The organism is Streptomyces sp. NPDC046881 (assembly GCF_040645015.1).
GTDB lineage: Bacteria > Actinomycetota > Actinomycetes > Streptomycetales > Streptomycetaceae > Streptomyces.
In genome coordinates this window covers 36358-50235 of sequence record NZ_JBEYXJ010000029.1, presented here as the reverse complement: position 1 = coordinate 50235, position 13878 = coordinate 36358, and the positions used below count along the sequence as shown (strand labels likewise).

General features: G+C 73.3%; 12 protein-coding genes. 3 read left to right on the top strand and 9 right to left on the bottom strand.

Going from position 1 to position 13878, the window contains the following annotated elements; all coding sequences use genetic code 11:
• Nucleotides 1-127 precede the first annotated feature (127 nt).
• The gene (locus ABZ923_RS16745; protein ID WP_361471612.1) at nucleotides 128-1429 is read left to right on the top strand and encodes a SpoIIE family protein phosphatase; all 1302 of its coding nucleotides are present in this window, start codon (nucleotides 128-130) and stop codon (nucleotides 1427-1429) included.
• A 107-nt stretch (nucleotides 1430-1536) separates the two neighbouring features.
• Here ABZ923_RS16745 and ABZ923_RS16740 read toward each other — a convergent pair whose 3' ends face one another.
• The 3 genes from ABZ923_RS16740 to ABZ923_RS16730 all read right to left on the bottom strand — a co-directional run bounded on the left by ABZ923_RS16740 (nucleotide 1537) and on the right by ABZ923_RS16730 (nucleotide 3113).
• Nucleotides 1537-1881, bottom strand: coding sequence for a DUF2516 family protein (locus ABZ923_RS16740; RefSeq protein WP_208036667.1), 345 nt, complete (start codon nucleotides 1879-1881; stop codon nucleotides 1537-1539).
• Between the two features lie 108 nt (nucleotides 1882-1989).
• Complete coding sequence (locus tag ABZ923_RS16735) at nucleotides 1990-2559, bottom strand: hypothetical protein (RefSeq protein ID WP_361471609.1); 570 nt, start codon at nucleotides 2557-2559, stop codon at nucleotides 1990-1992.
• A gap of 80 nt (nucleotides 2560-2639) precedes the next feature.
• Nucleotides 2640-3113, bottom strand: a complete 474-nt coding sequence (locus ABZ923_RS16730; protein WP_361471606.1) for a helix-turn-helix transcriptional regulator — start codon at nucleotides 3111-3113, stop codon at nucleotides 2640-2642.
• 160 nt (nucleotides 3114-3273) lie between these two features.
• Between ABZ923_RS16730 and ABZ923_RS16725 the strand changes: the two genes are divergently transcribed.
• A complete protein-coding gene (locus ABZ923_RS16725; RefSeq protein ID WP_361471603.1) occupies nucleotides 3274-5640 on the top strand; it encodes an excinuclease ABC subunit UvrA in 2367 nt (788 codons plus the stop codon).
• Nucleotides 5641-5686: 46 nt separating this feature from the next.
• Here the strand turns inward: ABZ923_RS16725 and ABZ923_RS16720 are convergent, their stop codons facing one another.
• The 5 genes from ABZ923_RS16720 to ABZ923_RS16700 form a co-directional block, all read right to left on the bottom strand.
• Complete coding sequence (locus ABZ923_RS16720) at nucleotides 5687-7717, bottom strand: AAA family ATPase (RefSeq protein WP_361471600.1); 2031 nt, start codon at nucleotides 7715-7717, stop codon at nucleotides 5687-5689.
• Between the two features lie 50 nt (nucleotides 7718-7767).
• Nucleotides 7768-8382: a TetR family transcriptional regulator gene (locus tag ABZ923_RS16715; RefSeq protein WP_361471597.1), complete on the bottom strand. Its 615-nt coding sequence runs from the start codon at nucleotides 8380-8382 to the stop codon at nucleotides 7768-7770.
• A 9-nt stretch (nucleotides 8383-8391) separates the two neighbouring features.
• The gene (locus ABZ923_RS16710; protein WP_361471594.1) at nucleotides 8392-10617 is read right to left on the bottom strand and encodes an aminoglycoside phosphotransferase family protein; all 2226 of its coding nucleotides are present in this window, start codon (nucleotides 10615-10617) and stop codon (nucleotides 8392-8394) included.
• A gap of 192 nt (nucleotides 10618-10809) precedes the next feature.
• Nucleotides 10810-11559, bottom strand: a complete 750-nt coding sequence (locus tag ABZ923_RS16705) for an HAD-IA family hydrolase (RefSeq protein WP_361471591.1) — start codon at nucleotides 11557-11559, stop codon at nucleotides 10810-10812.
• Nucleotides 11559-12449 (bottom strand): winged helix-turn-helix domain-containing protein, encoded by an 891-nt coding sequence (locus tag ABZ923_RS16700; protein WP_361471588.1) that lies wholly within the window; start codon nucleotides 12447-12449, stop codon nucleotides 11559-11561. Before ABZ923_RS16700 ends, ABZ923_RS16705 begins: the two co-directional genes overlap by 1 nt.
• Before the next feature lie 130 nt (nucleotides 12450-12579).
• Between ABZ923_RS16700 and ABZ923_RS16695 the strand changes: the two genes are divergently transcribed.
• Nucleotides 12580-12768, top strand: coding sequence for a hypothetical protein (locus ABZ923_RS16695; protein WP_361471585.1), 189 nt, complete (start codon nucleotides 12580-12582; stop codon nucleotides 12766-12768).
• Here ABZ923_RS16695 and ABZ923_RS16690 read toward each other — a convergent pair.
• On the bottom strand, nucleotides 12763-13677 hold the full coding sequence (locus ABZ923_RS16690) for a winged helix-turn-helix domain-containing protein (RefSeq protein ID WP_361471584.1): 915 nt from the start codon (nucleotides 13675-13677) through the stop codon (nucleotides 12763-12765). The genes ABZ923_RS16695 and ABZ923_RS16690 overlap by 6 nt on opposite strands.
• Between the last annotated feature and the right edge of the window lie 201 nt (nucleotides 13678-13878).

Below are 13878 nucleotides of genomic sequence, written 5' to 3'. Positions count from 1 at the left end.
GCGGGACCCGGAGCGACCCGGCTCACACCATTCCATCGGGGCGGTCCCAGCCGCTATGGTCCCGGTCGGTGGGTCGAGACCCCTCGACGCCGCCGTGCCCTCGGGGGGAGGGAAGGAACCCAGGACGATGCCCGTACCCGTACCGCGGCAGAGAGCGATCCCGGCCGTGGAGAGTGGTCAGGCGCAGGCCGCCCGCGCAGTCGGCGGCCCCCTCAAGGAAGAGGCCCACCGCGACGCCACGCCCGTGAACGGCACCGGCGCCACTCTCACCCTGCTGCTGATCGAGGACGATCCGGCCGGCTCGCCGATCGTGCCCGACCTGCTGGACCCGGCCGGCAAGCCGATCCGCGTCCGCACCGCCCGCAACCTCACCGAGGCCGAGCGGCTGCTCACCGACGACGTCCACTGCATCCTGCTCGACCTGGCGCTCCCGGCGCCGGGCGGCAGCGACACCGACGACGAGCTGGCCGTGCTCAAGCACGTCCTCCAGCTCGCGCCCCGGCACGCCGTGCTCGCGCTGACCGCCTCCGGCGACGCCGAGCGCGGCGCCGAGGCCGTGCGCGTGGGCGCCCAGGACTACCTCTTCCGGGACGAGCTGGACGGCCGGCTGCTCAGCCGCGCCATCCGGTACGCGGTGGAGCGCAAGCGGTCCGACACGGCCGAGCGCCGGCTCGCCGAGGGCAGGCTGCGCGCGCAGGAGAACCGCCGCCTGGAGCGCGGTCTGCTGCCGACCCCGCTGCTGGAGGGCTCCTCGCTGCGCTTCGCCGCGCGCTACCGCCCGGGCCGCTCCCGGGCGCTGCTCGGCGGCGACTTCTACGACGCCGTCCGCACCCCCGACGGCACCGTGCACGCCATGATCGGCGACGTCTGCGGGCACGGCCCGGACGAGGCCGCGCTCGGCGTGGAGCTGCGCATCGCCTGGCGGGCGCTGACCCTGGCCGGGCTGTGCGGGGACGAGCTGCTGAACACCATGCAGCAGGTGCTGGAGCACGAGCGCGCCGACGAGGAGATCTTCGCGACGCTGTGCACGGTGGACATCGCCCCCGACGGCCGCCGCGCGGGCCTGTGCCTGGCCGGCCACCCGGCCCCGCTGGTCGCCCGCCCGGGCCGCCCGGCGCGGCTGCTGCCGTACGACAACAACGGCCCCGCGCTCGGGCTGCTGCCCGGCGCCCGCTGGCCGCGGATGCAGGTGGAGCTGGGCGCCGAGTGGAGCCTGATGCTCTACACCGACGGTCTGATCGAGGGCCGCGTCGGCGAGGGAGGGGAGCGGCTCGGTCAGGACGGCATGCTGGAGATGATCCGCCGACAGCTCTCCGAGGGGCTGCGGGGCGAGGAGCTGCTGCGGGCCGCGGTGAGCGAGGTACGGGACCTCAACGGGGGCGAGCTGACCGACGACGTCGCGGTCGTACTGCTCGACCGCACGCGGTAGGCGGAACCCGCCGTAAGGGCTGCCCGCCGTCGCCGGGCGCGGGCAGGTCCCGGCCGGCGCGCGGTTCCCCGCGCCGCGGAGGCAGCCGTCCCCGCGGCGCGATGCCGCTAGCGGCCCCCGTTGTACGGGCCGTACGGACCGTCGCTGCTGCTTCCCCGGCGGCGGCCCCAGCCGCGGCCGCCGCCCACCTGCTGGAGGGCGGGGCGGACGTCGACGATGTAGACGATGCTCGCGACCGCGCCGGCGATGGGGAGGATCGACAGGATCGAGAACAGGTAGCTGACGACGAGCGCGATGCCGAGGATGATCAGCCAGAAGACCTTGTTCTGCTTGTCGGCCGCACGGAAGGCGTCCTCGCGCCGGAACGCGGCGTCGAACAGCCCGAACGCGGCCAGGGCCATCAGAATGATCTTCAGGATGCCCATGAATCCCGCGAAGCCCAACATCAGCATGCTGTCCACCGCCCGTTGATTGCCGGTCCTGCTACGCCGCCACCGTACCCATAGAACGGGCCGGACACCCCAAAGGTGCCCGGCCCGGATCCGTATCGTCGGCCATGGTCACTGGGCCGGCGGGACGGTCTTCTTCGCGGTGGTGGTCTTGCGCGGGGCCGGTGCCTTCTTCGCCACGGGCTTCTTGTCCTCGGCGGGCTCGGCCTCGGCCTGGGCCGGCTCGGGCTTGCCCTCGACGACGATCGCCAGTTCCTCGATCTCCTCGGCGGCCTCGCCGCGCCAGGTCTTCACGGCCTGCTCGCCGTGCTCGGCGACCCGCTCGTAGGTCTCGCGGGCCTTGACGGCGTACTCGGCGGCGACGCCGACACTGCGCAGGGCGAGGTCCTGGGCGGTCTCGCCGAGCTTCTTCAGGTCGACGTCGAGGGTGCCGATGAACTCGTTGACCTTGGCCTGGAGGGTCTCCTGCGCCTCCTTGGCGCGGGCGGTGGCCTTCTCCTGCACGGCCTTGGGGTCGGTGTTGCGCACGGCCTCGATGCGGGCCGGCGCCTCGGCGCGCAGCTGCTCGACCAGGGCCGGCACCTTCTTGGCCTGCTGAAGCGCCAGGTTGGCGGTACCGGCGGCGAAGTAGAGCGGAGTCGGGTCGCTGAGGGTCTTGCGCAGGTCGTCGGTGATGGCCATGGTGAGGGTCCTCCCGGATCGGATTCGCGTTCGGCTGGGTTGGTGTGGTCCGCGGCGGGCGTCCGGAGCCCTGGTCCGGCTTATCCGGCCGTCCGCCGCGGACCGGCGTCCATGTCACTTCCTGCGGCATCGCCCGCGCCGGCCGCGGGGCCGCCGTCGCCGGGCCCCTGGTCCGCGGTCCCGTTCCCGTCCTCGGCGCCGCCCCGGAATCCGTTCTCCTTGCGGAAGGAGTCGTAGATCTGGAGCAGCACCTGCTTCTGCCGCTCGTTGAGGGACGGGTCGGCGAGGATGACCGCCCGGGTCTCCACCTCGTCCCGGTCCCGCTCGGCGTCGAGGATGCCGGCGCGGACGTACAGCGTCTCGGCGGAGATGCGCAGGGCCTTGGCGACCTGCTGGAGCACCTCCGCGCTGGGCTTGCGCAGCCCGCGCTCGATCTGGCTCAGGTACGGGTTGGACACCCCGGCGGCGTCGGCGAGCTGCCGCAGCGACAGCTGGGCGTTCCGCCGCTGTTCGCGCAGATACTCACCGAGATTGCCGACGTTCAGCGATGCCATGCCTCCACCATGCCCCACCCCTGCTAACAATTGCAAGCACCTCGCTTGCAAGAGTGTGTCGGCGGCCGGCGAAGCGGCCGGGGAGGCGTCCCGGACAGCATGCGGGAAGCGTCAGGAATGGAGAAGCGCCCACGCCGTCGACGCCGCTACGGTGACCGGCATGGACGACGACATGACACAGCACGCCGCCGACCGTCACGACCTGATCCGTGTGCACGGGGCACGCGAGAACAACCTCAAGGACGTCAGCGTCGAGATCCCCAAGCGCCGGCTGACGGTGTTCACCGGGGTCTCCGGCTCGGGCAAGAGCTCGCTGGTGTTCGACACGATCGCCGCCGAGTCGCAGCGGCTGATCAACGAGACGTACAGCGCGTTCGTCCAGGGCTTCATGCCCAGCCTGTCGCGGCCCGAGGTCGACGTCCTCGACGGTCTGACCACCGTGATCAGCGTCGACCAGCAGCGGATGGGCGCCGACCCGCGCTCCACGGTCGGCACCGCCACCGACGCCAACGCGATGCTGCGGATCCTGTTCAGCCGCCTCGCCAGGCCCTACGTCGGCCCGCCCGGGGCGTTCGCCTTCAACGTGCCCTCGGTCTCGGCGTCCGGCGCGATCAAGGTGGAGCGCGGCGCCAAGAAGGCGGAGAAGGTCACCTTCAACAAGGTCGGCGGCATGTGCCCGCGCTGCGAGGGCCGCGGCTCGGTCTCCGACCTCGACCTGACCCAGCTCTACGACGACAGCAAGTCGATCAACGAGGGCGCCTTCACCATCCCCGGCTACACCGGCGGCGGCTGGAACTCCCGGCTGTACGCGGAGTCCGGCTTCTTCGACCCGGACAAGCCGATCCGCTCGTTCACGGAGAAGGAGCTGCACGACCTCCTGCACCGCGAGCCGACCCGGATGAAGATCGCGGGCATCAACATGACCTACGAGGGTCTGATCCCGCGCATCCAGAAGTCGATGCTGTCCAAGGACAAGGAGGCGATGCAGCCGCACATCCGGGCGTTCGTGGAGCGTGCGGTCACCTTCGCCACCTGCCCCGACTGCGACGGCACCCGGCTCGCCGAGCACGCCCGCACCGCCAGGATCGGGGACATCTCCATCGCGGACGCCTGCCGGATGGAGATCAGGGACCTGGCCGACTGGGTGCGCGCCCTCGACGAGCCGTCGGTGGCGCCGCTGCTGACCTCGCTGCAGCAGAGCCTCGACTCGTTCGTGGAGATCGGCCTCGGCTACCTCTCGCTCGACCGGCCCGCGGGCACGCTGTCGGGCGGTGAGGCGCAGCGCGTCAAGATGATCCGCCACCTCGGTTCCTCGCTCACCGACGTCACGTACGTCTTCGACGAGCCGACCGCGGGCCTGCACCCGCACGACATCCAGCGGATGAACGGCCTGCTGCTGCGGCTGCGGGACAAGGGCAACACCGTGCTCGTCGTGGAGCACAAGCCGGAGGTCATCGCGATCGCCGACCACGTGGTGGACCTCGGCCCGGGCGCCGGTACGGCGGGCGGCACGGTCTGCTTCGAGGGCACCGTCGAGGGGCTGCGGGCCGGCGGCACGCTCACCGGGCGGCACCTGGACGACCGGGCGGTGCTGAAGGAGACGGTCCGCAAGCCCACCGGCGCGCTGAAGATCCGCGATGCGCGGGCGCACAACCTCCAGGGCGTCGACGTCGACATCCCGCTCGGCGTGCTGGTGGTCGTCACCGGGGTCGCCGGCTCCGGCAAGAGCTCGCTGGTGCACGGGTCGATCCCGGCCGGCGAGGGGGTGGTCTCGGTCGACCAGGCGCCGATCCGCGGCTCGCGGCGCAGCAACCCGGCGACGTACACCGGGCTGCTCGACCCGATCCGCAAGGCGTTCGCCAAGGCCAACGGCGTGAAGCCGGCGCTGTTCAGCGCCAACTCCGAGGGCGCCTGCCCCACCTGCAACGGCGCCGGGGTCATCTACACCGACCTGGCGATGATGGCCGGGGTCGCCACCACCTGCGAGGACTGCGAGGGCAGGCGGTTCGACTCCTCGGTGCTGGAATACCGGCTCGGCGGCCGGGACATCAGCGAGGTGCTGGCGATGCCGGTGACGGAGGCCGAGGAGTTCTTCGGCGACGGGGAGGCCCGTACGCCGGCCGCCCACCGGATCCTGCGGAACATGGCCGACGTGGGGCTCGGCTACCTCACCCTGGGCCAGCCGCTCACCACGCTGTCCGGCGGCGAGCGCCAGCGGCTGAAGCTGGCCACGCACATGGCCGACAAGGGCGGGGTCTACGTCCTGGACGAGCCGACCACCGGCCTCCACCTCGCCGACGTCGAGCAGTTGCTGGGTCTGCTCGACCGGCTGGTCGACGCCGGCAAGTCGGTGATCGTCATCGAGCACCACCAGGCCGTCATGGCGCACGCCGACTGGATCATCGACCTCGGCCCCGGCGCCGGCCACGACGGTGGCCGCGTGGTCTTCGAGGGCACGCCGGCCGAGCTGGTCGCGGGGCGGTCGACGATCACCGGTGAACACCTCGCGGAGTACGTCGGGGGCTGAGCCGCCGTTCCCCGCGCCCCTTCGGGGGCGCCTCCCCTCGGGTCCGTCAGAACGGCAGCGGTCGTTCGTGCACCACGTCCAGGCGGGAGACCGCGCGGGTCAGCACCACGTACAGGCGGTGCGCGCCGCGCGGCTCCGCCTCGGCCACGGCGGCCGGTTCCACGGCGACGACGTGGTCGTACTCCAGGCCCTTGACCACGCTCGCGGGGACGAGGGTCAGCCGGGCGCCGAGCGCGTCGGGGCCGGCCGGGCCGAGGCCGGCGGCGGTGAGCGCCGCCCGGACCCGGTCGGTGTCCGCGTCGGCCGTGACGACGCCGACGGAGCCCTCCCGGGCGAGGGCGTCGCGGACGGCGGTCACGGTGGTGCCGAGCAGATCGTCGGTGGGCCGGAGGGTCAGCTCGCCGTCGGTGCGCAGGGAGGTGGCGGCGGGTACCGCGACATCGAGGCGGGCGAGCAGCCGGTTGGCGAGCTCCAGGACGGCCGCCGGCACCCGGAACCCGCTGGTCAGCGGTACCACGGCCGCGTCCGGCCGGCCGAGGTGGCGCAGCTGCACGGACCAGTCGCGAGCGGCCCACGGGGTGGTGCCCTGGGCGAGGTCGCCGAGGACGGTCAGCGAGCCGAACACGGCCCGGCGGGCGATGGCCCGGCACTCCATCGGCGACAGGTCCTGCGCCTCGTCCACGACGAGGTGGCCGTAGCCCTCGGGGTGTTCGACGAGCCCGGCGAGTTCGTCCAGCAGGACGAGGTCGGCGGACGACCAGCGGGCCGACTTGTACGAGCGCGGCGGGCGCGGCCACAGCAGCGCCGCCTGCTCGTCGGGGTCCAGCAGGCCGTCGGCGGACCGGGCCAACGCGCCGGCGTCGGTGAGGAGTTCGGCGAGGACCTCCTCGGGCCGGACCTTCGGCCACACCGCGTCGAGCTGCTCGGTCAGCGGCCGGCAGCGCTCGATGCGGCGCACCCAGGAGGCGGGCAGCACCCCGGAGCGCCGCTCGGCGAGGTCCCGCAGCCGCCGTACCACCCGGGTGCGCACCCGCTCCCGTCCGACCGCGTACGGCGGTTCCTCGGCGCGCACCTCCGCGACGATCTCGGCGAGTTCGTCGGCGGGCACCCGCCAGCGGTAGGAGCCGTCGGGCACGGCGAGGTCGGTCACGCCGTCGGCGGCCACGCGCGCGTACAGCGCCCGGCGCAGCACCTCGGCCATGCGCGGGTCGTGCTTGACCACCGCGGTCCGCACCGGGTCGGTGCCGGTGGCCGGGTGGCGGGCGATCTCGTCCAGCAGCGTGGACTGGCGGACGCCGGTCTCGCCGAGGGAGGGCAGCACCTCGGCGATGTAGGAGAGGAAGGTGCGGTTCGGGCCGAGGATCAGCAGGCCGGAGCGCTGGAGCCGCTTGGGGTGGGTGTAGAGCAGGTAGGCGGCCCGGTGCAGTCCGACGGCGGTCTTGCCGGTGCCGGGAGCGCCCTGTACGCACACGGAGTCGGTGAGGGCGGCCCGTACGAGGTCGTCCTGCTCGGGCTGGATGGTGGCGGCGATGTCCCGCATGGGCCCGACGCGGGGCCGCTCGATCTCGCGGGCCACGATGTCGCTGGTCCGGGACTCGCCCCGGGCCAGGTGCTCGTCTTCCAGGCCGGTGAGGTCGGTGGACTCGCCCCGGCTGCCGGGCGCCCAGCCGAACCGGCGCCGGACCGCCACGCCCTGGGATTCGCGGGCGCTCGCCTGGTAGAAGGCGCGGGAGACGGGGGCCCGCCAGTCGACGACGAGCGGCGGGGCGGCCGGGTCCTCGGTGATCCGCACGCGGCCGACGTGATAGCTCTGCCCGCCGTGCCCGGGGTCGCCGTCGGCGAAGTCGAGCCGCCCGAAGAACAGCGGGCCGGGCGGGAGTTCGCGCAGGGCCTTGGCCTGGCTGCGCAGCCGGCGGCCGAGGACTTCGGCGTCGGCTCCGGAGGCGGAGACGTCTTCGCCGACGACGACCTGTTCGGCGGCGCCCTCGACCATGGCGGCGAGGGCCGTACGGCAGGTGTCGTGGTAGGCGCGCTCGGTGTGCAGGGTGTCCTTGAGGGCGGAATCGAGTGACGTCATGCCGCCAGGGTACGGCAAATGTGTAACCGAGTTAAGTTTTTAACCGAGTCTCATGAACCTCGCCGGAGCTCGGGCAGCCCCTCCGCCAGCCGCCGGAACGCCCGCTCGGCCGCCCGTACCGCGTCCGGCGCCACGGCCTCCACGGACTCGCCCGCCGCGATCCGCCGCCAGTTCTCCTGGGCGAGGATGCGCTGGACGGCGATGATCTGCCCGGCGGCCAGCCGCGCCTCGAGACCGCCGCCGAGCGCCTCGGCGAGGGCCTCCTCCGACCGCTCGACATGGGCGTAGGCCCGCGCGACCAGGGCGGGGGTGCCGTAGAGCAGCCGGTGGAAGGCGAGCACGTCGGGGTGGTCGTTCAGGCCGGTGACCGGGTCGCGCCGGTCCAGGCCGGCGAGGAAACCGCGGCGCAGGGCGTCCACCGGGTCGGCCGCCCCGGCCGCCACCCGCGCGGCCTCCGTCTCGTGGTCCGCGATCCGGTGCAGGACCAGGTCCTCCTTGGCCGGGAAGTACCGGAAGAGGGTCGGCTTGGAGATCCCGGCCGCGGCGGCGACCTCCGCCACGGACACCGCGTCGAAGCCCCGCTCCAGGAACAGCCGTACGGCGATGTCCGACACGTCCTGGTACATCCGCTGCTTCTTGCGCTCGCGCAGACCCATCTCACCCATGGGGCGAGCCTACGCAGCCCCGCCGTCCCCCGTGCCGGAGCGGCTGCCCGGCGCGGGCGGCCAGGCCGGGGCACGGCCCGGCCGCGGGCCGCCGTACCGCCGGCCGGACAGGCCCAGCGAGGCGGTGGCCGCGGCCAGCGTCATGGCGTACGACTCCACCGCGCGCCGCACGTTGGGCGCGTCCAGGGCGGCCCCGGTGACCAGGCGGTCGAGGTCGACGTAGGCCGAGCGGACCAGCTCGGTCCAGCGGTACACCCGCCAGTCCCGCTGCCAGCCCTGCGTGAAGCGCGGCGCCAGCCGGGCCTCCCAGCGGCGGAACATGCGGTCCCGGATCTCCGGGCGGGTCGGGGTGAGGTGCATGTGCCGGACCAGGTCGTACAGCGGGTCGCCGACCAGTGCCATCTCCCAGTCGATCAGGGTGAGCGGCGGGCCGTCGTCGCGGCGCACCAGGTTCCACGGGTTGAGGTCGCCGTGCAGCAGGGCGGGGTCGCGGGGGGTGAGCCGGTGCCGGGCGAGGATCTCGCGCAGCCGGGGCGCGTCCGGCAGCCCGAGGAAGCGGGCCAGCTGCTGGGACTGCTTGGGCAGGCCGGCGACCAGCGCCACCAGCTGGTCGCTCAGCCAGTCGTAGAAGCCGGGCGGGCCGCCGAGCGGGTCGAGCGGGGCGTGGTCGACCAGGGTCAGCGCGGCCAGCTGGTCGACCAGGCAGTCGGCCTCGTGCGGCCGGAGCCCGTCGACCGGGTGCTCGGGGCGGCGGCCGAGGTCGGCGGCGCCCTCGTAGGTGTGGACGGCGAAGCGGTCCCCGCGGTAGCGCAGGCCGGGGTCGGTCGCGTGGCTCTCCCCCAGCGCCAGCACCCGGGGCGCGGCCACCGGCACCCCCGACCGCTCGATCGCCCGCAGGACGGCGTGCTCGCTCAGGAAGCCGGTCTCGCGCCGCAGGACGACGGTCGCCTCGCGGCGGACGACGACGGGGAACGGGGTGCCGGGCACCCGGAGGACCGTGTTCAGGTGGGCGGCGCCCTTGAACACCCGGCCGGCCGGGGCGGCGCCCTCCAGGAACAGCGCGTCGGCGACGGCGGAGCGGGGGAAGTCGGGGTGCTCGGGGACGCGCCGGTCCGGTCGGAAGCCGATGATCCGCCGGCGCGGGCTGCCCGACGCTCCGCGCCGGAACAGGATCCGCTCGATCTCGTCCGGCCCGGGCACCCGGCCCAGCCGCAGCGGCCCGGCGGCGGCGCGCAGGGCGTCGCGGACGGTGGCCGTGGCCCGCTCCAGGCGCTCCCGGCCGAAGGACTCCTCCAGCGAGCGCGCGGCCCGGACCACGTCGGCGTACAGGGACCGGGCGTGTTCGAAGGCGAGGTAGTGCCGCAGGTCCCGGTGCAGGCCGGCGGTGGCGGCGGGCCGTAGCCGCTGGACGGCACCGGCCCAGGCGTCGACGACCTCGCGCCGCTGGTGCTCGGGGTAGCGCATGCGCACCAGGTGGACGGCGAGGTCGTGCAACGGGTCGCCGTACCCGGCCAGTTCCCAGTCCACGCAGTGCAGCGGCGCGCTGCCGGCGGCGGGCAGGACCAGGTTGCCGCGGTGCAGGTCGCCGTGGAGCAGCCCGTACGGCCGCCGGGTCATCGCCGGGACCCGGTCGGCGAACCGCGCCAGGGCGTCCTCGGGCACGCCGAGGGCGGTGAACAGGCCGCCGTAGCGGTGCCGGTTGGGGCGCCGGATCTGCTGGTCGGCCAGGTGCGCCAGGGTGCGCAGGAAGCCCTGGGAGTCGGTGTGGTTGCGGGGCCGGTGGGCGGCCAGGGGCGGCAGGGCGCCGCCGCGCACCTGGGCGATGGCGGCGAGCAGCTCCGCCAGGTCCTTCAGCAGGGGCCCGTCGACCGGCTTGCCGGGACCGCAGACGTCGGCCAGGACGGCGCCGTCCACATAGCTGTGGACGGCGTATCCCGGGCCCTCGGCCAGGCACTCCGGCACCTGCGGGAGCACCCTGCGCACCGCCCGCAGGATCTCCGGCTCGCTGGGCCAGGTCCGGATCACCACCGGCACCGCGTCCGGGCGCGGCACCCGTACGGTCACCAGGGTGCCCGGCTCCCGGCCCAGCAGCCCGGCCAGCGGTTCGGTGAGCGGCACGACGTGGTTGCGGTGGTGGAAACCCCCGATCGCCCGGCCCGCGGCGACGGCACGGGCCACGAACTCCCGGACGACGGCGTCCGTCCGGGCGGCACGGGGAACAGGCGGTGCGCCCACTGGCCGCTCCGGGGTCGATCACGCGAAAGGGACGGGTCGAAAGGCCAGTCGAGCAGCCGCGCGGGTGGTCCGCCACTCGTCTGTGCCGGGCGGGCGCCCGAGGACGGCTCGTCGCCGCTCCCTGCGCACGGGGATGCGCACGCGTCACAGAGAGACGAGTGCCTCCGAGCGATGACTCGGACGAGCGGAATGCTAGCCGACCAAAGGCCTCCTCCGGAGCAGCCGCAACAGCGGTTCCAGGGACCGTACGACGTGTCCGGCGCCGGCCGCGCGCAGGTGTTTCTCCTTGCCCTCGTCGCGTGCGTAGCCCAGGAACGGCACCCCGGCCTCACGGGCGGCCGTCAGGTCCGCGAGGGAGTCGCCGATCATCAGGGCGGCGGCGGGGGCGGCACCCATGGCGCTCAGGGCCCGGTTGAGGCAGTGCGGGTGTGGCTTGAGGTGGTGCAGCTGCTCGGTACGGCCGTACAGGTGAGGGGCGAAACAGTCTGCGGTGCCGCGGGATTCGAGGTAGCTGCGGGCGGCGCGGGGCGAGTTGTTGGTGGTGACGGCCAGGCGGGCGCCGACGGCGGCCCAGGTGCGGATGAGGGGGTCGGCGTAGGCGGTGGGCAGCGCGGAGGCGGCGGCCCGCAGCTCCTCCTGGGTGAGCCGTTCCTCCAGGCCGGTGACGAGGTCGCTGCCCGGCCGCCGGCGGCCCACGGCGCGCAGGACGACCTGTGGGTCGAGCGTCTCCCGTTCGGAGTCGGTGAGCAGCCCGCGCAGGCCCTGCCGCTCCAGCCAGTCCACCAGGTCGGCGGCCACCCGCTCGGCCCGGTGCCGGGCGAACAGCCGGCAGATCGGTCCGTCGAAATCCCACAGCACGAATCGGGCGGGTGTGATCAGTTCCCGAAGCTTCTCGTTCTCGCCCGCATCAGAAGTCGCAGCAGAAGTCGCATCAGAAGTCACTAGGAGAGTGTCAGGTCCGTCGTGATGGTTTCCCAGAGGGCGTCGAACCACATCTGCGACTGCTCCACGAACGCCGCGTCCCGCTGCCCGGCCCGCTTCTCGAAGGAGAAGAGCAGGGATTCGGAGCCGAGGGTGTCGTACATCTCCAGCGTTCCGCTCTCCGTGGGCTCGGCGCGGCGCGTGATCATGTAGTACGCGTACAGCGCCTCCGCGCCGTTGAGCAGGTACAGCTTGGCCGGCGGGGTGAACGGCAGGGCCCGGAAGGTGACGTGGACGTCGATGTCGTGGGTGCCGCGCAGCGCCTGGAGGTTGTACTGGAGCACCTGCCCCTGGGCGTTGCGCATCGCCAGCCAGCGCTGGTGGACGGTGTCGTCGTCGCTGCCGGCGTCGACCGAGACCGGGAAGGCGAGGTTGATGTCCCGGGACGGCAGCAGGATGCGGACGTCGATCCGCTCGGGCCGCAGCCGGCCGTCGTGGATCAGACGCAGCGGCTCGCCGAGGGCCGGGATCAGGCTCTGCGCGGTCAGGCAGACGGCGTCGATGCGCACGTGCGGCACGGAGAAGGCCTGGATCAGCCGGGGGGCGAGGGCCACCATGGTCGGCTGCGGCTCCTCGCGCGCGGGGACCGGCTCGGCGACCCGGGGCGGGCTGCCCTTGCTGACGTTGCTGAGCAGACCGTCCTCCTGCAACGCCCGCAGGGCCTGGCGCACGGTGCCCCGTTCCACGCCGAACTCCTCGGCCAGTTCGGCCTGGGTGGGCAGCCGGTCACCGACGCGGAGGACACCGGTGCGGATGCGCTGGCGCAGGGTGTCGGCGATCTGCTGGGGCGTGAGCCTTCTGCTGCCGTTCACCGACACGGGCTCTGCCACGTTCTCCTGGGTCACGACCAAACGCTACAACCCTGATCCATCTACGGGGAGTTGTTGAAAAGTTGTTTGTGGATGTTGGCCAAGTGGGGACAACTTAAGCAGAGTTGGCTGCCAACTTGGTCAAGTTGGCAGACCGAAAGGGGGAACGTCCATGCCTGTCCTCGCGCTCCTCTCCGCCCTCCTCGTCGTCGGCTTCGAGCAACTGGTCGAGTGGCGGTTCGGAGCAGCCGGCATCGTCGGGCTGCTCCTGCTGACCGTCGGCATCAAGGCGCGCAACCCGGCCGTCAGCTCCGCCGGGGCCCTCCTGCTGGCGGTGCTCCTGGCCGGCCCCGCGCTATAGCGTCAGCACCAGGTCCGAGCTGATCGTCTCCCACAGCGCGTCGAACCACAGGCGCGACTGCTCCACGAACGCCGCGTCCCGCCGCCCGGTCCGCCCGTCGAAGGCGAACAGCATCGACCGGGTGCCGTCGGCGTCGTACAGCTCCATGTGCTCGTGCCCGATCTCCCGCTCCCGGCGGCCCAGGGTGTAGTACGCGAACAGCGCCTCGGAGCCGTTGAGCAGGTACAGCTTCACCGGCGGGGTGAAGGGCAGCGCCCGGAAGGAGACGTGGACGTCGACGCCGTGCGTGGTGCGCAGCGCCAGCAGGTTCTGGCGCAGCACCAGGCCCTGCGCGTTGCGCTGGGCGAGCCAGCGCCGGTGCAGCAGACCGCCGTCGCCGGCGCCCACCGGGGTCGGGAAGGCGAGGTCGATGTCCCGGCTGGGCAGCAGCAGCCGGACGTCGATCTTGGCCGGTTCCAGCCGTCCCGCGTGGATCTGCCGCAGCGGCTCGCCGACCGCCAGGGTGAGCGAGACGGAGGTCAGGCAGAGGGCGTCGATGCGCACGTGCGGGGCGGCGAAGGCGGCGGCGATGCGCGGGGCGAGGCCCACCATGGTGGGCTGCGGCGGCGCCGCGGGTCCCGCCGGGGGACGCGCGGGCCCCGGTACGGCGGCCACGGTGGCGGGGCTGCCCTTGGAAACGTCGGTGAGCAGATGCTCCGACTGCAGGATGCGCAAGGCCTGCCGGACCGCGCCGCGTTCGACACCGAACTCCCGGGCCAGCTTGGCCTGGGTGGGCATGCGCTCGCCCGGCCGCAGCTCACCGGACCTGATCCGGCTGCGCAGTGCGTCGGCGATCTCGCGGTGGGACGAACGGTGCCGCTGGGGCTTCGTCCGCCCACTGGCGGAGGCGTGCTCCGGGTCCACGAACAAACCCTACAACTTCCCGCCAACTTACGGCAGTTCCGCGGCAGCTGGTTATAAGCCGCATCCCAACGGAGATAAGTACAGTGAAGTTGGCAGCCAACTTGGCCGACATGGTCGAGCTTCCCAGTGGTTGGCCGACCGGGTTCCCTTCCGGAGGGGAGCCGGGAGCCCGGACAGGGGGCGGCCACCGGAGCGCACAGCCACAAC